Below are 19,953 nucleotides of genomic sequence, written 5' to 3' on the forward strand. Positions count from 1 at the left end.
TGGGAAAGGCACCTTCGCTTTCGGCGGTTTTGGTCCTTGCAGGTCCATCCTCTGCAGGATGCGTCTGCTGAACAACTGAGACCCGCTCAAATCTGAATCGCCCGACTGAGACTGATCTTATAGGAGGTCAGCTATTTCCGGTAAAAAATTTATCGTAATGATACTGCTTTTTACAGCTTAAGACTACGTAATAATAAGAATTACAAAAGGCGGATTGGATGATATTTTCCGAAGAATCTGACTGCTGACGAAACATGCCTGATAGAGGGAAAATATTATAAAAATAATCAGATATTCATATGTTTAGAATAAAATCCGTAAACATTCAGAAGCCCCGGAGAAAATCTTCGGGGCTTCTGTTGACTGTCTGAACTGATACTCGCCTTTCAGCGGTCAGCTTTGTTACACGATAGTCCGGGGCGGCTGATCGTACACGGTCACCTCAGGAACGGCACCTTTCCAGAGCGACACTTCGACATTGGCAGTTGACGCCAGATTGCCGCGGGCAAGCTGGGATGTCGGCTTATCGAGCACCAGAGTGTTCGAATTGCCTCGGACGTCCACAACCCCATGAGCTGTCTGACGGGGATTGAACCAGCCGCCGTGATGCACCACGATAACGCCCGGGATAATCCGATCCGTAAGAACAGCTCCGGCCAGAATCTGACCGCGGCGGCTCTTCACGAGACAGATATCACCGTTCTGAATGCCGCGCGCCTTAGCGTCCTTCGGATTGATCCAGACAGGCTCCCGGTCTTCAATCGTTCCGCGGAGACGGGTGGCCGTGCAGTCAAGCTGACTATGCATGCGATAACGGCTCTTGCAGGCCATAAGGGCAAGCGGGAATTCCTTCGTCGCCGCGGCGACACCTTCAGTCGGCTGGAAATAGGTCGGATGCCCCAGGCAGTCGTTATAGTGATAGCCGGCAATCTTCGGGGAGAAGAGCTGAATCTTCCCGGATTCAGTTGAGAGCGGGTGCGCTTTCGGATCAGCACGGAAGTCCGCAAAGGAAACATAATTCCGGTTTTCTTCAGACACCGGGAAGAGAAGATATCCCTTCTTCCAGAAGGTATCGAAGTCCGGCATCTTCTGACCCAGAGTCGCTCCCATCTGCCGCGCGTCGTTATAGAACTTGCGGATCCAGTCCATCTGAGAGCGTCCTTCCGTATAGGCCTGCTTGATGCCGAGCTTGTCAGCAAGAGCGGAGAAAATGTCGTAATCCGGTTTTGCCTCCCACTGCGGTTCAATCGCCTGTTTCATAGCGATAAAGCCGTCATTGGAATATGTGCCGATATTCGTGATGTCGTTGTGTTCAAACGCCGTGCAGGCGGGAAGCACGATATCCGCGTGCCGCGCTGTAGCCGTCCAGACGATATCCGTCACGATTACGGTATCCGGCTTTTTAAAAGCTCTCGCCAGCTGATTCGTATCCGGATGGTGAGCAAACGGATTGCCGCCTGCCCACATCACCAGATGAAAGTCCGGGAACGTCACCTTTTTCCCGTCATAGTCAACTGTCTTGCCCGGGTGCAGGAGCGCGTCTGAAACGGCAGCAACCGGAAGTACCTTGCTGCCCTTCCAGGGCTTCGTCACCGGACGAACCGGCTTTACGCTGCTCGGAATCTGAGCCATGAACGGCGCTTCGCTGAGCGGAGAACCGCCGGACGAATAGTGATAGTTGGTGCCGAGTCCTCCGCCCGGAAGACCGATCTGCCCAAGCACCGAACAGAGCGCCGCGAGCATCCAGTGGCTCTGTTCACCAAAGTCAATACGCTGAATGCCCCAGCCGATCATGAACATCGTGCGATGTTCCTGCACTTCGTGAGCGAAGGAACGAATCTTTGAGGCAGGAACGCCAGAAATCTTTTCGGCCCATTCAGGTGTCTTTTTGACACCATCCTCTTCACCCACAATGTAACGGCGGAGTTCAGCCCAGCCATAGGTGTATTTGTCGAGGAAAGCCTTGTCGATCTTGCCCGTGGCATCCAGTTCATAAATCATGGCGGCCATCACAGCAGGATCGGTGCCAGGATTCGGATGAATCCATTCGGATCCCATATACTCCGCCGTATCCGTCTCAACCGGATTCACGGAAATGGTTTTCGTCCCCTTCTTCTTCAGGGCGCGGAGATAACCAGCGTAGTTGTGGAGCGTCGTGTACCAGTCAATATCATTCGTCACTACAGGATCACAGCCCCAGAAGACGACACGTTCTGAATGCTTGATCACAACATCCCAGGATGTGGACCGAGGATCACCGGTTCCGACCACATAGGGGAAGATCGTGTTAACAGCGGCGGACGAATAGCTGTTCCGACGGCCAACAAAGCCTCCCATCAGATTGAGCAGACGATGCTGGCAGGTAATTGCGGCATTGAGCTTCCCGGTTGACATCCAGCCGTATGAAGAACCATAAACCGCGGACGGACCATAGTTGTCATAGGTGTCGCGGATTGCTTTGGCTGCGAGTTCCAGCGCCTTATCCCAGGAAACCCGAACCCACTTTTCATTTTCGTCGCCACGCGTCGCGCGGGAAGCCGGACCATTCTTCAGGTAGGACTCACGAACCATCGGATAGCGGATACGAGCCGTGGAATACGGCATTTCCGCAATCCCCTGAAGGTTGACCGAAGGCTGATAGTCATGCTCAAACGGCTTGCAGCCCACAATACGGCCGCCCTTCACTACCGGACGGACAACACCCCAGCGGAAAGCCGTAATCGATTCACCTTCATTCAGCTGGGACTTTCCGAGATTAAAAGAACCTGTAAGAGAAAGGTCTGATTCCGGGAGCGGATTCTCCGGAAAGATTGCTGCACTCTCTTTTGCGGCAGGATACCCGGGATGCTCCTTCGGACTCTCCATCATTTCTGCAGAAGCAACACCGGGCGCGGCAACCGCTGCGGCAGCTGCCGTCGCTGCAGAAGCTTTGATTAATGTACGACGAGAAATCTGGGACATTGGTTTGTCCTCCTTATTGAATTCGTTTGAAGTCAGTCGGATCACCCCTGTCTTGCGCTCTCCGGTGGTAATCCTAATTGACTAGTTATTATGAAATTCTCAAATTCAATAAGAAAGCCTTTCATGCATTTGTATCGCTATACATTTATAAATATTTCTTTAATGAATAGCGGGAATTTACGTCATTTACCGTGATGCATATAGCTTATATAAAAAGCTGTATTCCTATGATATATTTTTACATTCCCAATGATTCTGATATCTTTTTTAACTACTTAAATTATTGATAAATTTAAAATATTTTTATCTCTATTTCTGGATGGAAAAGAATTTCAGGTCTCAGCTTCAAATTCTTATATTCGTGGTGTTGAAAATCAGGTATACCAGTTTTTTTGATCTGAAATTCGGGATGATAAAATTGGGCGTGTTTGATTGGAATGTGTGCCAGATTTAGAAATAAATTGTTACATTTAAGGCGCGCAAAACCTTCTTTTAATACATTAGATCTACCTATCCAAACGTTTCAGTGAACTTTTTTACAGACTGTCCTATATAGATTGCCTTGCCCCGAAGACAGTCCAGCCTTGATCAGAACCTGCACCGGGCTTTTTACGGATAAGTGTTAAATCATAAATTTATGCTTTGAAGCAGACCAGGAATTAAACATCAGTCTTATGCCTTGCGGCAGCTCAATCTCAGGCCTCCATTTCAGCTCCCTCCGGGCAAGACTGATGTCCAGGACATTCGCTGGTACATCCTGCTTTCTTCCCTCTTTAAATACAATTTCCACCTTTTTATTTAGGATATTTTCTATATATCCGATAATCTGAATAAGTGAAGCTCCCTGACTGGATCCTATATTAAATACGGTTTGGTCTCCTGAATAATTCATACAGGCCTTACAAGCTTCCAATACATCGGAAATATATATGAAGTCCCGTATAACATTACCCGTCCCCCATATTTCTATAGGCTCATCAAGAATAGCTTTCCGAAGGAAATTAGCGATAACACCCTGATTGGAATACGCCGGCTGTCCTGGTCCATAGGGGTTTGACAACCGGATTGACTGATAATTAAGACCGTATTGGTGGTGGTAATAGAAAAAAAGATTCTCAATCGTAAGTTTCTGAATACCATACAAGGATATAGGATTGCAATCATGCTCTTCCGTTATTGGAAGTTTTTCCGGAATACCATATACCGTTCCTCCTGAAGATATAAATATGATCTTTTTCAATTCACTTGATTTTTTGACCGATTCCAAAAGATTAATAGTCGGCAAAACATTATCAGTGAATTCGGAGTATGGGTCTAAATTTGAAGGCTTGGTTGTACTGATCAAATGAAATATATAATCAAACCCATTCCTGCTCAGACTATCTATTAAATTTCTGTCTTTAAAGTCTCCGCAAACAAACTTGGCTTTTAAGCCATAGTCAAGAAAATCTTTATTCGCGCCCGAACTGAAAACAGTTACCTCATTCCCCAAATTTATCAGTAAATTGGTTAGATTAACTCCCAAAAAACCAGTGCCGCCCAGTATCAAACATCTCATAACAATATCCTATCCCTATATATTAAATTTCTTAAAAGGTGAATTATCAAATCAAGTGCAAAGTTACTGAATAAAAGACTTCAGCCGGACACTTCCAATTGAGACGTTTTCTGGGTCTGAAATTCAGAGCATTGAACCGTTTCTGAACTTCTGCCTGAGAAATTTTATCGATACTCATTCCTTTTGGGAAAAAGTCTCTAAGAAGTCCGTTTGTATTTTCATTACTTCCTTTCTCCCATGGATGATGAGGCAAGCAGAAATACACTTTGGTTCTGAGATCTTTCTCCAGTTTTTCAGCCCAGGAAAATTCTTTTCCGCGATCTACGGTAATCGTACGCAGATCCTTATCTGACAGAGATTTCTCAATTACGGCAGACACATCGGCCGCAGTCTTGGAAGCGGTTTTCCCGCCACAGAGAAAGCCGGACTTCCTATCGACCAGAGTCGTGAGGCAGGCTCCGCCCTTTTTTCCGATGACGGTATCGCCTTCCCAATCCCCCAGGCGAGATCTGTTCTGAGCTTCCAGGGGTCGCTCTTCAATGCTGTGAGTGATCTGGATCTTTCCTCGCCTCTCGGTCATGCCTTTACGGTGACGCGTTTTACCGTGGTGTCGCAGGTGTCGGGACATCTTTCGGCCATCCACAAAGCGATCCAGAAAGCCAGAATTGATTCCTCGGTAGATTGTCGTGGCGCTGATCCTTAGATTCGGCAGCTCCTTTCTGAGACGGTATTGAATCTGCTCCGGAGACCAGAAGAGGGTGAGGAAAATTTTGTGGGTGACTCTGAGATAATTGCTCTTGGAGGAGCCTCAAATGAAACGAAAGACAGACCCCTTGGATAGTGTTGCAGGACAGATTTTAGAAAACGCCAAGAAATCCGGGCTTGAGATTAATACCGCAGAGGATGCGGAAAATCTTATGGCCCATATGCTCGGTCGGCTGCTGACTCAAATGCTTGACGGTGAAATGACCAATCATCTCGGTTACGAAAGAGGCGGTAAACGTGTCACCGAAAATGAGCGTAACGGGCATAGTTCGAAAACCCTCAAATCGTCCAGCCTTGGAAATATCCGTATTGACGTACCCAGAGACCGCAAGGGAGAGTTTGAGCCGAGGGTCGTTCCTAAGCATAAACGCCAGCTGGCGGGGTTTGAGGACAAGGTTCTGGCCTTGTACGCCAGAGGGCTCTCAACCCGGGAAATTCAAGGCTTTCTCTATGATGAATACGGTATGGAGACCAGTGCCGAATTTATCAGCGATGTTACGGACGCCATCCTTCCTGAGGTTGAAAAATGGCAGAACCGTCCTCTGGATCCGTTTTATACAACTGTTTTCTTTGACTCTATTCGAGTCAAAATCCGAGGTGATAATGGCATTGTTACCCCGAAAGCGGTCCATCTTGCCTTGGGCGTAAACGCCCAGGGCCGCAAGGAAGTTTTGGGGATGTGGGTCGCTGATAACGAAAGCGCAAAATATTGGCTTAAGGTCTTCACTGAACTCAAAAACAGGGGGGTGTCTGATATTCTGATTGCTGTCACAGACGGACTCAAGGGAATGAAGGAGGCGCTTGAAGCTGCCTTTCCCAACACTCTGCTGCAGACCTGCATTGTTCACCTGATCAGGAACAGTCTGAAATTCGTCGGATATAAGGATTACAAGGCCGTAGCCGGCGCGCTGAAGCCCATTTACCGGGCCGTAAACGCGGCTGATGCGCGGAAGGAACTGGACGCTTTTGCACAGTCGGAACTGGGGCTCAGATACCCTTACATCGCCAAACAGTGGATCGATTCCTGGGATAAGGTGATCCCCTTCTTTGATTTTTCCCCAAATATCCGCAGACTTATTTATACAACCAATGCCATAGAGAGCCTTAATCGGGATCTAAGAAAAGTAATTAAGACCCGAGCTGCTTTCCCTACTGAAACGGCTGCTTTGAAACTTCTCTTTCTGGCAATCCGGAAAGTAGAGAAAAGATGGGTGCGGCCTTCTCCATACTGGAGTGCCGCTATGAGAGAATTGGTTGTGCTATTTGGTGACCGAATCACCCCCTACATCGATTAACCTTGAACGAGCCGCCCACAAAAAATTACACACCCTCACCAGAATTTCTTAACCAGCAGATTTGAGACAATCCTTGTCAGCAACGAGTCAGACTTCAGAATGTTTCTCTTTCCGCAATGCTTTCTCTGTCTCTGATATCGGGCCTGCGCGGCACAGGGATCATAGGCAGCTGAAGCCCCATCCTGGGCCGATACAGCCTTGTTTCGCTTCAGTTCGCGGGAGATCGTAGAAACATTTTTCCCAATCGCACATGCAATTTCAGACAGGGATTTGCCTGAAATCGTTAAAGCCGAAATAAATACTCTGTCCCGAAGAGTAAGATGATGATAGTGGCTCATGAGCTCCCTCTATAGTTATCTTGACAATCTCTATTATGGAAGCTTTATGGGCCACTATTCTTTTCTCAGGCTTTGCACTTGAAGTGATAATTCGCCAAAAATAAACACATAGAGCCAAAGTCCAACAGAAATTACATTTTTTGCATAAGCACGGATACGCTACATTCCAGCTTCAAAATCAGTTATATAAAGCAAACTACCATTCTTCTCAGACGCAGAATAATCCTGATTATGCCTCTGATTCCTTTGTGTGGATTCCTCCCAATCCGCCCTCTTGGAAATCTAAATTAGTCTCAGGGAATCCGTAGGAACCGATTTTTCTTAAGAAAATATAGAAAAATCAGTTCTTTTTTACTTGCATCATACGTATTCATGTGATATAATAAATACGTATGAATAGAGAGGTTTATATGCCTACTAAAAGCTCGCTCCCTGATCCTCAGAATGTAGCTGATTACCCGGATAACCCCAAAGCAGTCATGGTCTCTGCCCGCGGAGTTATCCGCGTGGTTGAACGTCTGTATTACTGGGATAAGGAAAAGCATCGGGGATGCGAGAAACGAAATTATCTGGGCTACGTTGTCGGCAATCAGTTTTATTCCAATGATGATTACCACCGGCTCTTTAAGCGCGGCGGTGTTAAGCGGCGAGGGTGTGTAATTTTTTGTGGGCGGCTCGTTCAAGGTTAATCGATGTAGGGGGTGATTCGGTCACCAAATAGCACAACCAATTCTCTCATAGCGGCACTCCAGTATGGAGAAGGCCGCACCCATCTTTTCTCTACTTTCCGGATTGCCAGAAAGAGAAGTTTCAAAGCAGCCGTTTCAGTAGGGAAAGCAGCTCGGGTCTTAATTACTTTTCTTAGATCCCGATTAAGGCTCTCTATGGCATTGGTTGTATAAATAAGTCTGCGGATATTTGGGGAAAAATCAAAGAAGGGGATCACCTTATCCCAGGAATCGATCCACTGTTTGGCGATGTAAGGGTATCTGAGCCCCAGTTCCGACTGTGCAAAAGCGTCCAGTTCCTTCCGCGCATCAGCCGCGTTTACGGCCCGGTAAATGGGCTTCAGCGCGCCGGCTACGGCCTTGTAATCCTTATATCCGACGAATTTCAGACTGTTCCTGATCAGGTGAACAATGCAGGTCTGCAGCAGAGTGTTGGGAAAGGCAGCTTCAAGCGCCTCCTTCATTCCCTTGAGTCCGTCTGTGACAGCAATCAGAATATCAGACACCCCCCTGTTTTTGAGTTCAGTGAAGACCTTAAGCCAATATTTTGCGCTTTCGTTATCAGCGACCCACATCCCCAAAACTTCCTTGCGGCCCTGGGCGTTTACGCCCAAGGCAAGATGGACCGCTTTCGGGGTAACAATGCCATTATCACCTCGGATTTTGACTCGAATAGCGTCAAAGAAAACAGTTGTATAAAACGGATCCAGAGGACGGTTCTGCCATTTTTCAACCTCAGGAAGGATGGCGTCCGTAACATCGCTGATAAATTCGGCACTGGTCTCCATACCGTATTCATCATAGAGAAAGCCTTGAATTTCCCGGGTTGAGAGCCCTCTGGCGTACAAGGCCAGAACCTTGTCCTCAAACCCCGCCAGCTGGCGTTTATGCTTAGGAACGACCCTCGGCTCAAACTCTCCCTTGCGGTCTCTGGGTACGTCAATACGGATATTTCCAAGGCTGGACGATTTGAGGGTTTTCGAACTATGCCCGTTACGCTCATTTTCGGTGACACGTTTACCGCCTCTTTCGTAACCGAGATGATTGGTCATTTCACCGTCAAGCATTTGAGTCAGCAGCCGACCGAGCATATGGGCCATAAGATTTTCCGCATCCTCTGCGGTATTAATCTCAAGCCCGGATTTCTTGGCGTTTTCTAAAATCTGTCCTGCAACACTATCCAAGGGGTCTGTCTTTCGTTTCATTTGAGGCTCCTCCAAGAGCAATTATCTCAGAGTCACCCACAAAATTTTCCTCACCCTCTAAGCGGCTGGTTGAACAGGACGATGAATCCGTTAAATCTGGTTCACTCTCGCTGGATCAGCTGGGCTCTTTGGAAACAAAGCTGGCTGCAGAGTTTCCCGTTTATCACGCAATCGCCCAGGAGATCGGACTCACGGAAGATCTGGCTGCGGTTTGGGGTAAAGACAAGGCCAATGCGGCGCTTTCTATCGCGTACCAATGGCTTCATACCGGATCCAATGCTGCTTACCTTTATGAATCCTGGTCAGTCAATAAGCTGCTGCCTTATTCCAGGGGTATTTCCAGTAAGGAAATGAGTGAGTTCTTCGCCAGTCTGACAGAGGTTTCGGGCTGGAGAAAGGACTTCTTCAACGCCCGTATTTCAAGACTGCCAGACAAAGAAATGCTGTCGTTTGACGCAACGGAAATCGCTGCCGAAGCCGCTGAGATTTCCTATGCTCAATACGGCATGGGAAAAGAAGGAGGGTACCAGCGCCAGCTCGGATTGATTCTCCTGGTTGGTCATGAGTCGCATATGCCGGTGCTCTTCAGAGTGCTTCCTGGAAACATTACCGATGTGACTACGGTTCAGGACATGCTGTTCCGGTTTGATGAGATTACCGACAGCCGCAGAGTCTTTGGGGCGGTTGTTGATCGCGGTTATTTCTCTCTGGCCAATCTGGCCCGGTTTGTCGATGCAGGCAGCCGCGTCATTGTTGCGGCCAAGACTGATTCAATCTGGATTCAGGATGCCATTGAAACCGCTATGGAACACCTCTGGAGTAATGCCGCCCGTATTCCAGGCGAACATTGCTGGGGCTGGACGGTTCCCGTCCACCCCGGTTTTGAAGACGGGGGCAATCGTAAACTCTGGGTTCATGTTTATCGCAATGACTCGAAATCTCACACTGAAAATACAGCCTTCTACGACGAACTGGAATCGTTTCAGAAAGAGTGGCTTCGGTGGCGGCCGAACCACGAGGGTGACAGCTCGGAAACGTGTCCTCTTCTCAAGAGCCGGTGGATGAAATATTTCAAGCCGGGGATTGGCATCCCCGGCAGGACGCCTCTTGAACAGGATAACGACGCGGTTGACGCTGCTACACGCTACTTCGGTATCTTCTGCAATGTCACCACGATGGAGTGTTCTGCCCGCGAAGCCATGACAACATACAGAGTTCGTGATCTCATTGAAAAATCATTCAAGGGCGGCAAGACAAATATTGAATTGGATGTCGTGAGAGCTCATGGCGAGGCAACGATGGAAGGACGGTTCATCATCGGCTTTGCTGCCATGTCGATTCTCAACCGGCTCTATGTTTTGATGAAGCAAAAAACGTATACCGAAACCAAGAGCGGACTCAAAGAAATGCCGGCGCTTGCAGACGAAATGACATTTAACGAGCTGAAAAACCGACTGGCCACGCCGCGGGTTATCTTTGACAGGAACGGGGTCGGTCATTGGCTTGAGGTTACCAAGCGGCAACATGGCATTGCCGCTCGGCTTGGGTTCCCTGATTTGTATACGATGATCCCAGATTGGGCTGAAAAATAACCGAAACTATCGACTACGTATTTTTCCAGCCCAATTTAGATGGAAAGGGATAAGAGTAAAAACTGGGCACGTAGCCATTAGCAGCATTTTCCCATTCAAATAAAGCGGATAAGCAGTGAAGATCCTTCTACCCGTCCCTATCCTGGGTAAAGTTTATCCCGTGAAATAACGATTCTTCTCAGCACCTTTGAGGAAAGGATCAGCACTTTGTAATGATATCTGGATTGACTCCGTTTTAAGACTTCCTAAAAAAAGCGGTCCCGGAAAGTTAATTCCGGGGCCGCTCACTCTGTGTGCCGGTTTTAGATTTTTAGAAGAAGTACATCCCGGCGGTTACTACAATCAAGGCAAGGACACAGGGAAGCGCTGTGCGTTTCACCACTTCCATCGGATTCACATGCGCGATGCCGCAAAGAACAATCAACCCCCCGGCAATCGGGGAAATCGTGCGGCCGATACCGGCCGAAAGCTGAGCTACAGCGCCAAGCTGAACAATGGTCATACCGAAATCAGCCGCATGAGGCGTGATCGCTTCATTAAAAGCGAGAGCTGCCGCATTTCCTGATCCGCAGACAATAGCCATGATGAATGGTCCAAGAACAGCTGACGCCATAGCGACGGACTGCGACCCTTTCATGGCATCAATCAGAGAACCGGTAAGGCCGATTGACTTCATACCTGCGGCAAAAAGCGATGCCGCAGCGATCAGGATCACAACATTATTGAATCCATCCCCTGCCCCCTTGCAGAACTGCTTCGACACTTCACCCGGATCCTGTTTATGCAGAATGGCAACAATCAGGCCAAGAGCCGTGCCGATCAGCATGCAGACCGGTACCGAGAAGGTTTTCGTCGGGAGCCAGCCCACTTCCTTTGAGGCAATCACCAGAAGGAAAAGCGGGACAATCGGAATGATTGCCATGATCGGGTTGATATGGAAATTCTTCAGATCCACCTGGGCGTCTTCCGGGCGGAAATCAGCGGTTCCAACTCCTTCCTTGATGAAGTGACTGAGAATCGCAAGCGTGATCGCAGCAACCACCGCACCGCAGGCCGCGGGGAGCGCTTCACTGAAAATCACGATCATCGCGTCAGGTGACGAAATCTCACCCGCCTTGAACGCAATATCCGCCACCTGGGGGTTGAACATCAGTCCCGGGCTGATCGCGGAACCCCAGGTTCCGAGGAACACAGCGGCCGCGGCCATAACCGGGTTCACGCGAAGAGCGATAAGAGAAGGAATCAGGAGCACGCCAACGGCAGCGGCAACGCCTGCGGCTGACGGAAGCACGATATTCAGAAGCCAGGTGATGATGGCAGCCCCTGGAATCACAATCGCTGGCACATGAGTCAAAGGTCTCACGAGCGCATTAACGAGATGATCAGAGCAGTGCGTGTAAGTCATCACAGCGCCAAACCCCATCACGGTCACAATAGTCGGCACGAGCCCGCCATTCACCAGCTGCTTCACGAAGGCATCCACAGCGGTGCCGATCGTGACATTGGATCCCGCAGCGAGCCAGCCGATCCCGGCCATCAGAATGCCTGACAGCGCCAGAACCAGTCTTGCCTCATAGTTCTTGTAAATCAGATAGAAGGTCAGAATGACAATCGCCAATCCAATCCAGATCATGATGTGTTCTCCTGGTATTAATTTTTGGCAGCCCGGAAAATTCGGAATCGGCTGCAGCTTTGCTTCTCTCTTACGTCGGTTGATTCTTTTTTCAGCGATTCCAGCGGGTTTTAAGCAGCGTTCTGACATCCACTACCCTGGATGGGAGACCAAACCTCCGTACCGCATCCGCTCCGTCAGGTGTCGTCACGATGGTTCCGCCTCTCGCCACGACCTTTCCTTCCTCAAGCACAGGCTGTCCGGAAATAAAGGTCGACACGGCTTCTCTTGATACCGGATCCGCGATCGTTATATCGGCATCAGCACCGGCCGAAAAGTGACCTTTGGATGTCAGCCCCAGGCGGCAGGCCGTCTCGTAACTCGACTTCAGAACGAATTCCTGCAGTGTGAGAGCCCCGAAATCAACAAGCAGAAGCCCGTTTTTCAGGATGACATTTCGGGGAATTCCGCCGCCGTCGGTACAGAAGGAATTGACGAGAAAGGTTCCATCCTGCTTCTTCTGCGTAGCGAAATAGAAACGCGATAAAGCCGGGTTTACTTTGAAACTCACCGGCACATCCATACCGCGGGCTTTCAGGATCTCAATTCCCTTCTCAGGGGATGCCAGCGTGACAAATCCATCTACCACTTCGTGGACCGCGGCATAACCGTCTGCTACGGCCTTCAGAATGCCTTCTGCGCTGACGTCATACCCGTGGCTTTTCAGACATGACCTCGTAACACCGCTCTCAGGGACATCATCCCGGCATTTGGCACTGCAGCCGTTGATAGGAGAGAGGTAGGACTCGGTCTCAATCTCAGGGTGACGGCTGAGAAGGTCTGCGGTTTCCCGGATTTCGTCCTCAAGCGGCTCGACATTGCCGCGGCAGTATGCGTTGATATGGGCAAGATGAAACGGGCGGCCTTCTGCTGCCGCAATAACTTCCCGGACCCCTTCAAGATTGGAACCATGCTCGGTTGAACCCGCGTGGATAGCGAGGAAGGTATACGAGTCGCAGCAGATCCGGATCAGGCGCTTCATCGCGTCCGGGGTCATGGGATAGTGCCCGCCAAGAAGTTTCACCCCATAAGCACCGGATTCCAGAGACTCCTGGATCGCCCGTTTCAGCTCGTCATCCGAGGGATCTGTTCCTGAAATATTGAGCCCCGGCTTCAGCTGCTGCAGCACCGCGATCGTGAGCCCCGCCCCTTCCCGCTTCATGCCTTCAAAGACCGTTTCAAGGGGCCCCGCCATTTCCATCGCGGTCGTGACACCGGCCTTAGCCATCATGCGAAATGCTGAACTTCCCCCGAGCCAGGAACTCGCGTGCATATGACTATCGATAACACCCGGAATGACAATCAGCCCTGATGCCTCAATAATCCGAGCGGCTGCCGGAACGTCAGTCCCCAAATACGCAATCCTTCCATCCTGAACCCCCAGGTTCAGGATGCGATCGGTATGGTTCTTCCAATCAGCAACACGACCGCCCTTGATCAGCAAATCCAGCATTTTCTCTTCCTCTACGGGACACTGCGGTTCTTCCCGACTGTTTTATTTGAGAAATGCTAGGGATAGCTAATTCTTTTGGCTAATACTTTTTATATGAGGAATAATTAGGACACTTCCTAATTCATTCCTTTCAGGAGTTCTCTTCATGCGAAGCCGAATTCTTCATCATTTAGAGGCGATTCTTAAAACTGGCTCCATTGCGGAGGCCTCCCGCCAGTATTTCATTGCTCAGCCTTCGCTTTCCCAATTCGTAAAACGCCTTGAAGAGGAACACCGCATTACGATATTCGACCGATCGCAGTCACCCTGGGTGCTAACGCCGGAAGGCCGGTACTTTCTGGAAACAGAAAGGAGAATTGACGCAATCCGACGCGAGCGCGAGCAGTATCTTGAGGATCTTCAGGGGGGAGCGGCTGGCGAACTGCTGATTGGCTCCACTCCTTACCGGTCTGAAACCATTCTCAGCCGGATTCTTCCGGAATTCGCGAGACGATTTCCCAAGATCCAGCTCCGGATTACAGAAGGAACCACGAAAGGAATTGCAGATGCTGTCGCATCCGGTGCCGTGGACTGCGGTTTTGTTGTGTCGCCGATGGTGACTTCTGAACTCGATTCCGTAGTTGTCACCCACGAAGCCGTCTGGGTCGCTCTTCCGCTCACCCACCCGCTTGCCAGAAATCAGCCTCATCCAGTCCAATTCCCGCTTCCCGAAATTTCATTTGCCTTACTGCGGGATACACCGTTCATCATCATGAAACCGGGGCAGGCATTCCATAACTACTTTGAGTCACTCTGCCGAAAGTTTTCGATAGAACCCCGGGTGACGCTAGAAAACCAATCCATCACAACGGTTCCTGCCTTGGTCGCGGCTGGTGTCGGCGCTGCGCTGGTCCCTGAAACCATAAAAGAACAACTGCTCAGTCTTCCCCTGGCTCTCTTTTCCCTTGGCAGTGAACTTCACGAAAGCCGCCTCTGCCTCGTAAAGAAACATGGCCGCTATGTTTCCACACCGACCAAGCTTTTTTATCGGACTGTGACAGAGGTTCTGAACCTTCCGGAAGATGAACAGAAAGATGCCGAATGGCTCTGATACAGGCACTAAAATTCTTGCTTTGAGATCAAATAGGTAGCCGGGAGCCTCAGCCGCATAATTTTCACTGATTCGGAAAAACAACAATTAATTGTTTAATAACAGGGTATTAGACATTAAATACAAATAAGTTGTTTTACAGCATTAAATAAAACACGCTTTAATTTGATCTTTCATCAATTTTTAACCGGATATTAATAATAATTAGTAATTTTTATTTATATTTTATTTTACAACTTAACATCTTTTTAATAAGTTGAACGCCGTACTAAAAGATGTTTTTTTAATACACAAAAAAACCTCTCCGAAGAGAGGTTTTCTGTACTTGCGGATGATGACGCTGTTAAGCGAGGACAGAGGTCCTTTCGGTCAGCCCCTGAACCTGAGCCGCCTGCTTATTCGGCATGATCGAATCGCGGGCGTTCTGGATGTGGAGGAGCATTGCGGCGCTCGCCTGCGTGGCATTACCTGAAAGGATTGCATTGAGAACCCAGCCATGTTCTTCGGTCAGAATCTCAACATGACGCTTCTTATGCGCTTCAAAGATCTTTGTAATCAGGAACATGCTCTGTTTCATTTCAGAGAGAAGCCTTTCCAGACTCTCATAGTAGAAATGATTGTGAGCAGCCGCGGCGATTGCTAGATGAAACGCGCAGTCGCGGTCCATATCGCTTTCCTCTTCCTTGGAGGCCTCACCGGTGGTGTTCTTATAGTAGTCGTCCACCACGTGGTAATAGGCTTTCTGGATCCGCTCGCGGTCTTCCGCTGTCGCGCGTTCAGCCGCGAGTCTTGCGATCTCGCTTTCCAAATGCGCACGGTATTCGTAAAACTGGTTGATATCGCTCCAGTTATCGACCTGATCAATCTTCACGGCGCCCTGACTCGTGCGGATCACATAGGATCCGGAGCCCTGGCGGGACTGAATGATGCCTTCGGTACGCAGCTGGGCAAGGGCAATACGCACAACCGGACGCGACACGCCGAATTCCTTAGCTAACCTCTCTTCGGGGGGAAGCTTCGCACCGATCGCATACAGGTTATCTACGCAGATCTGCTGGAGCAGCTGCTGATATACGTAGTTGCCAAGTGAGGGGGCAGGTTTAGTCATGGCATTTCCTTTCTTGTCTTACAGACAAGCGGGAATTATTTTTTAAACTTGTAATATTAATTTGTAAAGTATTAAAACTGCTCTGATGACCGGGAACGACACTTATCGTCTCATCGCAGGGCAAAGAATTTTACCCCGAAAAGTCGGTGGCTGTCATCAGGTAAGGAGCTATGAAACTTAGAAAAAAACTGACAAATATTTATTTTTTCCGATTTTTCAAAACCAATTTTGATTTTCTTCAGGCGGAAGCTCCCTGATCTTCACTGAAGTGTTGGCAGTATGAAAAACTTTCAGTATTTCAAAATTTTATGTGTATGACGTGAAAACTTAGCTGAAAATCTCACTGCTTCCTTACAACTTCATTATTTCATGTCTGGTGAATTATCAAATCAAGTGCAAAGTTACTGAATAAAAGACTTCAGCCGGACACTTCCAATTGAGACGTTTTCTGGGTCTGAAATTCAGAGCATTGAACCGTTTCTGAACTTCTGCCTGAGAAATTTTATCGATACTCATTCCTTTTGGGAAAAAGTCTCTAAGAAGTCCGTTTGTATTTTCATTACTTCCTTTCTCCCATGGATGATGAGGCAAGCAGAAATACACTTTGGTTCTGAGATCTTTCTCCAGTTTTTCAGCCCAGGAAAATTCTTTTCCGCGATCTACGGTAATCGTACGCAGATCCTTATCTGACAGAGATTTCTCAATTACGGCAGACACATCGGCCGCAGTCTTGGAAGCGGTTTTCCCGCCACAGAGAAAGCCGGACTTCCTATCGACCAGAGTCGTGAGGCAGGCTCCGCCCTTTTTTCCGATGACGGTATCGCCTTCCCAATCCCCCAGGCGAGATCTGTTCTGAGCTTCCAGGGGTCGCTCTTCAATGCTGTGAGTGATCTGGATCTTTCCTCGCCTCTCGGTCATGCCTTTACGGTGACGCGTTTTACCGTGGTGTCGCAGGTGTCGGGACATCTTTCGGCCATCCACAAAGCGATCCAGAAAGCCAGAATTGATTCCTCGGTAGATTGTCGTGGCGCTGATCCTTAGATTCGGCAGCTCCTTTCTGAGACGGTATTGAATCTGCTCCGGAGACCAGAATTTCTTAACCAGCAGATTTGAGACAATCCTTGTCAGCAACGAGTCAGACTTCAGAATGTTTCTCTTTCCGCAATGCTTTCTCTGTCTCTGATATCGGGCCTGCGCGGCACAGGGATCATAGGCAGCTGAAGCCCCATCCTGGGCCGATACAGCCTTGTTTCGCTTCAGTTCGCGGGAGATCGTAGAAACATTTTTCCCAATCGCACATGCAATTTCAGACAGGGATTTGCCTGAAATCGTTAAAGCCGAAATAAATACTCTGTCCCGAAGAGTAAGATGGAGGGTGTGTAATTTTTTGTGGGCGGCTCGTTCAAGGTTAATCGATGTAGGGGGTGATTCGGTCACCAAATAGCACAACCAATTCTCTCATAGCGGCACTCCAGTATGGAGAAGGCCGCACCCATCTTTTCTCTACTTTCCGGATTGCCAGAAAGAGAAGTTTCAAAGCAGCCGTTTCAGTAGGGAAAGCAGCTCGGGTCTTAATTACTTTTCTTAGATCCCGATTAAGGCTCTCTATGGCATTGGTTGTATAAATAAGTCTGCGGATATTTGGGGAAAAATCAAAGAAGGGGATCACCTTATCCCAGGAATCGATCCACTGTTTGGCGATGTAAGGGTATCTGAGCCCCAGTTCCGACTGTGCAAAAGCGTCCAGTTCCTTCCGCGCATCAGCCGCGTTTACGGCCCGGTAAATGGGCTTCAGCGCGCCGGCTACGGCCTTGTAATCCTTATATCCGACGAATTTCAGACTGTTCCTGATCAGGTGAACAATGCAGGTCTGCAGCAGAGTGTTGGGAAAGGCAGCTTCAAGCGCCTCCTTCATTCCCTTGAGTCCGTCTGTGACAGCAATCAGAATATCAGACACCCCCCTGTTTTTGAGTTCAGTGAAGACCTTAAGCCAATATTTTGCGCTTTCGTTATCAGCGACCCACATCCCCAAAACTTCCTTGCGGCCCTGGGCGTTTACGCCCAAGGCAAGATGGACCGCTTTCGGGGTAACAATGCCATTATCACCTCGGATTTTGACTCGAATAGAGTCAAAGAAAACAGTTGTATAAAACGGATCCAGAGGACGGTTCTGCCATTTTTCAACCTCAGGAAGGATGGCGTCCGTAACATCGCTGATAAATTCGGCACTGGTCTCCATACCGTATTCATCATAGAGAAAGCCTTGAATTTCCCGGGTTGAGAGCCCTCTGGCGTACAAGGCCAGAACCTTGTCCTCAAACCCCGCCAGCTGGCGTTTATGCTTAGGAACGACCCTCGGCTCAAACTCTCCCTTGCGGTCTCTGGGTACGTCAATACGGATATTTCCAAGGCTGGACGATTTGAGGGTTTTCGAACTATGCCCGTTACGCTCATTTTCGGTGACACGTTTACCGCCTCTTTCGTAACCGAGATGATTGGTCATTTCACCGTCAAGCATTTGAGTCAGCAGCCGACCGAGCATATGGGCCATAAGATTTTCCGCATCCTCTGCGGTATTAATCTCAAGCCCGGATTTCTTGGCGTTTTCTAAAATCTGTCCTGCAACACTATCCAAGGGGTCTGTCTTTCGTTTCATTTGAGGCTCCTCCAAGAGCAATTATCTCAGAGTCACCCACAAAATTTTCCTCACCCTCGTAAGATGATGATAGTGGCTCATGAGCTCCCTCTATAGTTATCTTGACAATCTCTATTATGGAAGCTTTATGGGCCACTATTCTTTTCTCAGGCTTTGCACTTGAAGTGATAATTCGCCCTGCAAAAATGTTGTACGGATTAAGTTGTAAATTTCGGTAATGCATTAATCCTGTTTTTACTGGAATCCGGAACTAATTTCTGTGTGCGTTTAATTTTCAATATATTGAAAACAAATAACATATTTAATTCGTGTAATTTTCGTTCTTAGTTATATTAGGGAAAGCACCTAATAAATAACCCTCCATCGATTATTACATCATCTGCGAAATGAGAGGGAACAACAAAAAAAAGGGAACCCTCTAAGGCCCCCTTTCCCCGGATCCGATGAGAATCTCGTCTTCTCAGACGCCAGGACTCTTCCCCCGGCGCCTCCAGGCATCCAGCAGGAGCTTCACATGGGTCTGCAAATGCGGATCATACCGAAGACTCTGCGTGACTTCTGACTCAGTCAGAGGCTTTGCTCCCCGGGTGACAATCTCTTTTATTTTGGCCGCGAGATCTGCTGAATCCCCTTTCCTGAAAGCGGTCACAGCGGGCGAAGTCACCACCTCGCAGCATCCGGTCTCGTCCGTCATCACGATCGGGGTGCCGCAGAGCAGGCTTTCAATACCCACAAGCCCAAACGGCTCATACTGGGACGCCATGATCGTATAGTCGGCCGCCCGATAGCAGTTTTCAATTTCCCTGCTGTACCCCAGGTACGAAATGTTCTCACCCTCGTTATGGATTGGGCGCCCAACCACCGCAAGGTGGACCGGGAGATCAGTGGACTCGAAGAAGGATGACAGGAATGGGTACCCTTTCCGTTCGTGGCTTGAGGATGGGAAAAGGAACACAATCCGATCCTCCGGCAGACCGAAAGACCGCTTCAGTTCAAGCCTTTTCTCTGCTGATACCGGAGTAAAACGCTCGGTATCGACCGGAGGATAGATCACGCGGATCTTTTCACCCGGTATCCCGTAGTAGTCCTCAATTTCTCCCGCCATCTTCTGCGAGTGAGCGATGATGAGCTTCGCACGCTCAAAGGACCGCGTTTCCAGTCTGATCGCCCGGCGATCAAAGAAGGTGGGAGTCCGTCCGGCATCGTGAAGAAATCCGATATGCGTCCCGCCGCAGGCCACAACATCGCCCGCATCCGTTCTTGAGCAGCTGAGGATAAAGTCGAGCGCGCGTTTCGGGCATTCACGGTTCAGCCACCAGTTAAATGACTCATCCTGAATCTTATTCGGCAGGAAACTGAGCGGGCAGACAATAAGCTCTACCATCGGCACGAGATCGAGCGCCGGATCAGCTTTCTTGGTGAAAACCGTGATCTCGTGCCCCTGTCTCAGAAGCTCCCGCACCACATCCTGGGCGTAGCGTTCCATGCCGCCCGACGGGGCGAACTTATTTGTGATGATCCCGATCCGCATA

The 19,953-nt window shown here is 49.1% G+C and carries 14 protein-coding genes and 2 pseudogenes; 4 read left to right on the forward strand and 12 right to left on the reverse strand.

The genetic code is table 11. The annotated features are described in order from the left end of the window. Positions 1 to 402: 402 nt before the first annotated feature. The 3 genes and pseudogenes from M4NBBH2_RS00090 to M4NBBH2_RS00100 all read right to left on the reverse strand — a co-directional run. On the reverse strand, positions 403 to 2,961 hold the full coding sequence (locus tag M4NBBH2_RS00090) for a molybdopterin-dependent oxidoreductase (RefSeq protein WP_116269213.1): 2,559 nt from the start codon (positions 2,959 to 2,961) through the stop codon (positions 403 to 405). A gap of 622 nt (positions 2,962 to 3,583) precedes the next feature. Further along, complete coding sequence (locus M4NBBH2_RS00095; protein ID WP_116269214.1) at positions 3,584 to 4,519, reverse strand: NAD-dependent epimerase/dehydratase family protein; 936 nt, start codon at positions 4,517 to 4,519, stop codon at positions 3,584 to 3,586. A gap of 46 nt (positions 4,520 to 4,565) precedes the next feature. Beyond that, positions 4,566 to 5,276 (reverse strand): annotated as a pseudogene (locus M4NBBH2_RS00100) (IS30 family transposase); the annotation flags it as partial. 55 nt (positions 5,277 to 5,331) lie between these two features. On the opposite strand from M4NBBH2_RS00100, the gene M4NBBH2_RS00105 reads away from it, so the two are divergent. Next, a complete protein-coding gene (locus tag M4NBBH2_RS00105) occupies positions 5,332 to 6,579 on the forward strand; it encodes an IS256 family transposase (RefSeq protein ID WP_116269216.1) in 1,248 nt (415 codons plus the stop codon). A gap of 38 nt (positions 6,580 to 6,617) precedes the next feature. Here M4NBBH2_RS00105 and M4NBBH2_RS00110 read toward each other — a convergent pair. After that, positions 6,618 to 6,917, reverse strand: a pseudogene (locus M4NBBH2_RS00110) (helix-turn-helix domain-containing protein); the annotation flags it as partial. A gap of 410 nt (positions 6,918 to 7,327) precedes the next feature. Between M4NBBH2_RS00110 and M4NBBH2_RS11680 the strand changes: the two are divergent. Further along, positions 7,328 to 7,606: a hypothetical protein gene (locus M4NBBH2_RS11680; protein ID WP_125064635.1), complete on the forward strand. Its 279-nt coding sequence runs from the start codon at positions 7,328 to 7,330 to the stop codon at positions 7,604 to 7,606. Here M4NBBH2_RS11680 and M4NBBH2_RS00120 read toward each other — a convergent pair. Then, positions 7,603 to 8,850, reverse strand: a complete 1,248-nt coding sequence (locus tag M4NBBH2_RS00120) for an IS256 family transposase (RefSeq protein WP_116269219.1) — start codon at positions 8,848 to 8,850, stop codon at positions 7,603 to 7,605. The genes M4NBBH2_RS11680 and M4NBBH2_RS00120 overlap by 4 nt on opposite strands. A gap of 128 nt (positions 8,851 to 8,978) precedes the next feature. Here M4NBBH2_RS00120 and M4NBBH2_RS00125 point away from each other — a divergent pair, with 128 nt between their 5' ends. Beyond that, positions 8,979 to 10,442, forward strand: coding sequence for an IS1634 family transposase (locus tag M4NBBH2_RS00125; protein WP_116269220.1), 1,464 nt, complete (start codon positions 8,979 to 8,981; stop codon positions 10,440 to 10,442). A gap of 310 nt (positions 10,443 to 10,752) precedes the next feature. Here the strand turns inward: M4NBBH2_RS00125 and dcuC are convergent, their stop codons facing one another. Continuing rightward, a complete protein-coding gene (dcuC, locus tag M4NBBH2_RS00130) occupies positions 10,753 to 12,075 on the reverse strand; it encodes a C4-dicarboxylate transporter DcuC (RefSeq protein ID WP_116269221.1) in 1,323 nt (440 codons plus the stop codon). A gap of 91 nt (positions 12,076 to 12,166) precedes the next feature. Next, positions 12,167 to 13,567 carry an amidohydrolase family protein gene (locus tag M4NBBH2_RS00135; RefSeq protein WP_116269222.1) on the reverse strand — a complete coding sequence of 467 codons (1,401 nt, stop codon included), beginning with the start codon at positions 13,565 to 13,567 and terminating at the stop codon, positions 12,167 to 12,169. A 145-nt stretch (positions 13,568 to 13,712) separates the two neighbouring features. Here M4NBBH2_RS00135 and M4NBBH2_RS00140 point away from each other — a divergent pair, with 145 nt between their 5' ends. After that, positions 13,713 to 14,657: a LysR family transcriptional regulator gene (locus tag M4NBBH2_RS00140; RefSeq protein ID WP_116269223.1), complete on the forward strand. Its 945-nt coding sequence runs from the start codon at positions 13,713 to 13,715 to the stop codon at positions 14,655 to 14,657. Positions 14,658 to 15,000: 343 nt separating this feature from the next. Here M4NBBH2_RS00140 and M4NBBH2_RS00145 read toward each other — a convergent pair whose 3' ends face one another. From M4NBBH2_RS00145 to M4NBBH2_RS00160, 5 genes are all read right to left on the reverse strand, one after another. Beyond that, positions 15,001 to 15,765: a FadR/GntR family transcriptional regulator gene (locus M4NBBH2_RS00145; protein ID WP_116269224.1), complete on the reverse strand. Its 765-nt coding sequence runs from the start codon at positions 15,763 to 15,765 to the stop codon at positions 15,001 to 15,003. 384 nt (positions 15,766 to 16,149) lie between these two features. Further along, the gene (locus M4NBBH2_RS00150; RefSeq protein WP_202973730.1) at positions 16,150 to 17,202 is read right to left on the reverse strand and encodes an IS30 family transposase; all 1,053 of its coding nucleotides are present in this window, start codon (positions 17,200 to 17,202) and stop codon (positions 16,150 to 16,152) included. Beyond that, positions 17,174 to 18,421 (reverse strand): IS256 family transposase, encoded by a 1,248-nt coding sequence (locus tag M4NBBH2_RS00155; protein ID WP_116269216.1) that lies wholly within the window; start codon positions 18,419 to 18,421, stop codon positions 17,174 to 17,176. The genes M4NBBH2_RS00150 and M4NBBH2_RS00155 overlap by 29 nt, the downstream gene beginning before the upstream one ends. Further along, a complete protein-coding gene (locus tag M4NBBH2_RS11760) occupies positions 18,393 to 18,644 on the reverse strand; it encodes a hypothetical protein (protein ID WP_170135087.1) in 252 nt (83 codons plus the stop codon). The genes M4NBBH2_RS00155 and M4NBBH2_RS11760 overlap by 29 nt, the downstream gene beginning before the upstream one ends. 237 nt (positions 18,645 to 18,881) lie before the next feature. Further along, on the reverse strand, positions 18,882 to 19,952 hold the full coding sequence (locus M4NBBH2_RS00160) for a glycosyltransferase family 4 protein (protein WP_116269225.1): 1,071 nt from the start codon (positions 19,950 to 19,952) through the stop codon (positions 18,882 to 18,884). Position 19,953 lies beyond the last annotated feature (1 nt).

It is taken from the genome of Mesosutterella multiformis (assembly GCF_003402575.1).
Lineage (GTDB): Bacteria > Pseudomonadota > Gammaproteobacteria > Burkholderiales > Burkholderiaceae_F > Mesosutterella > Mesosutterella multiformis.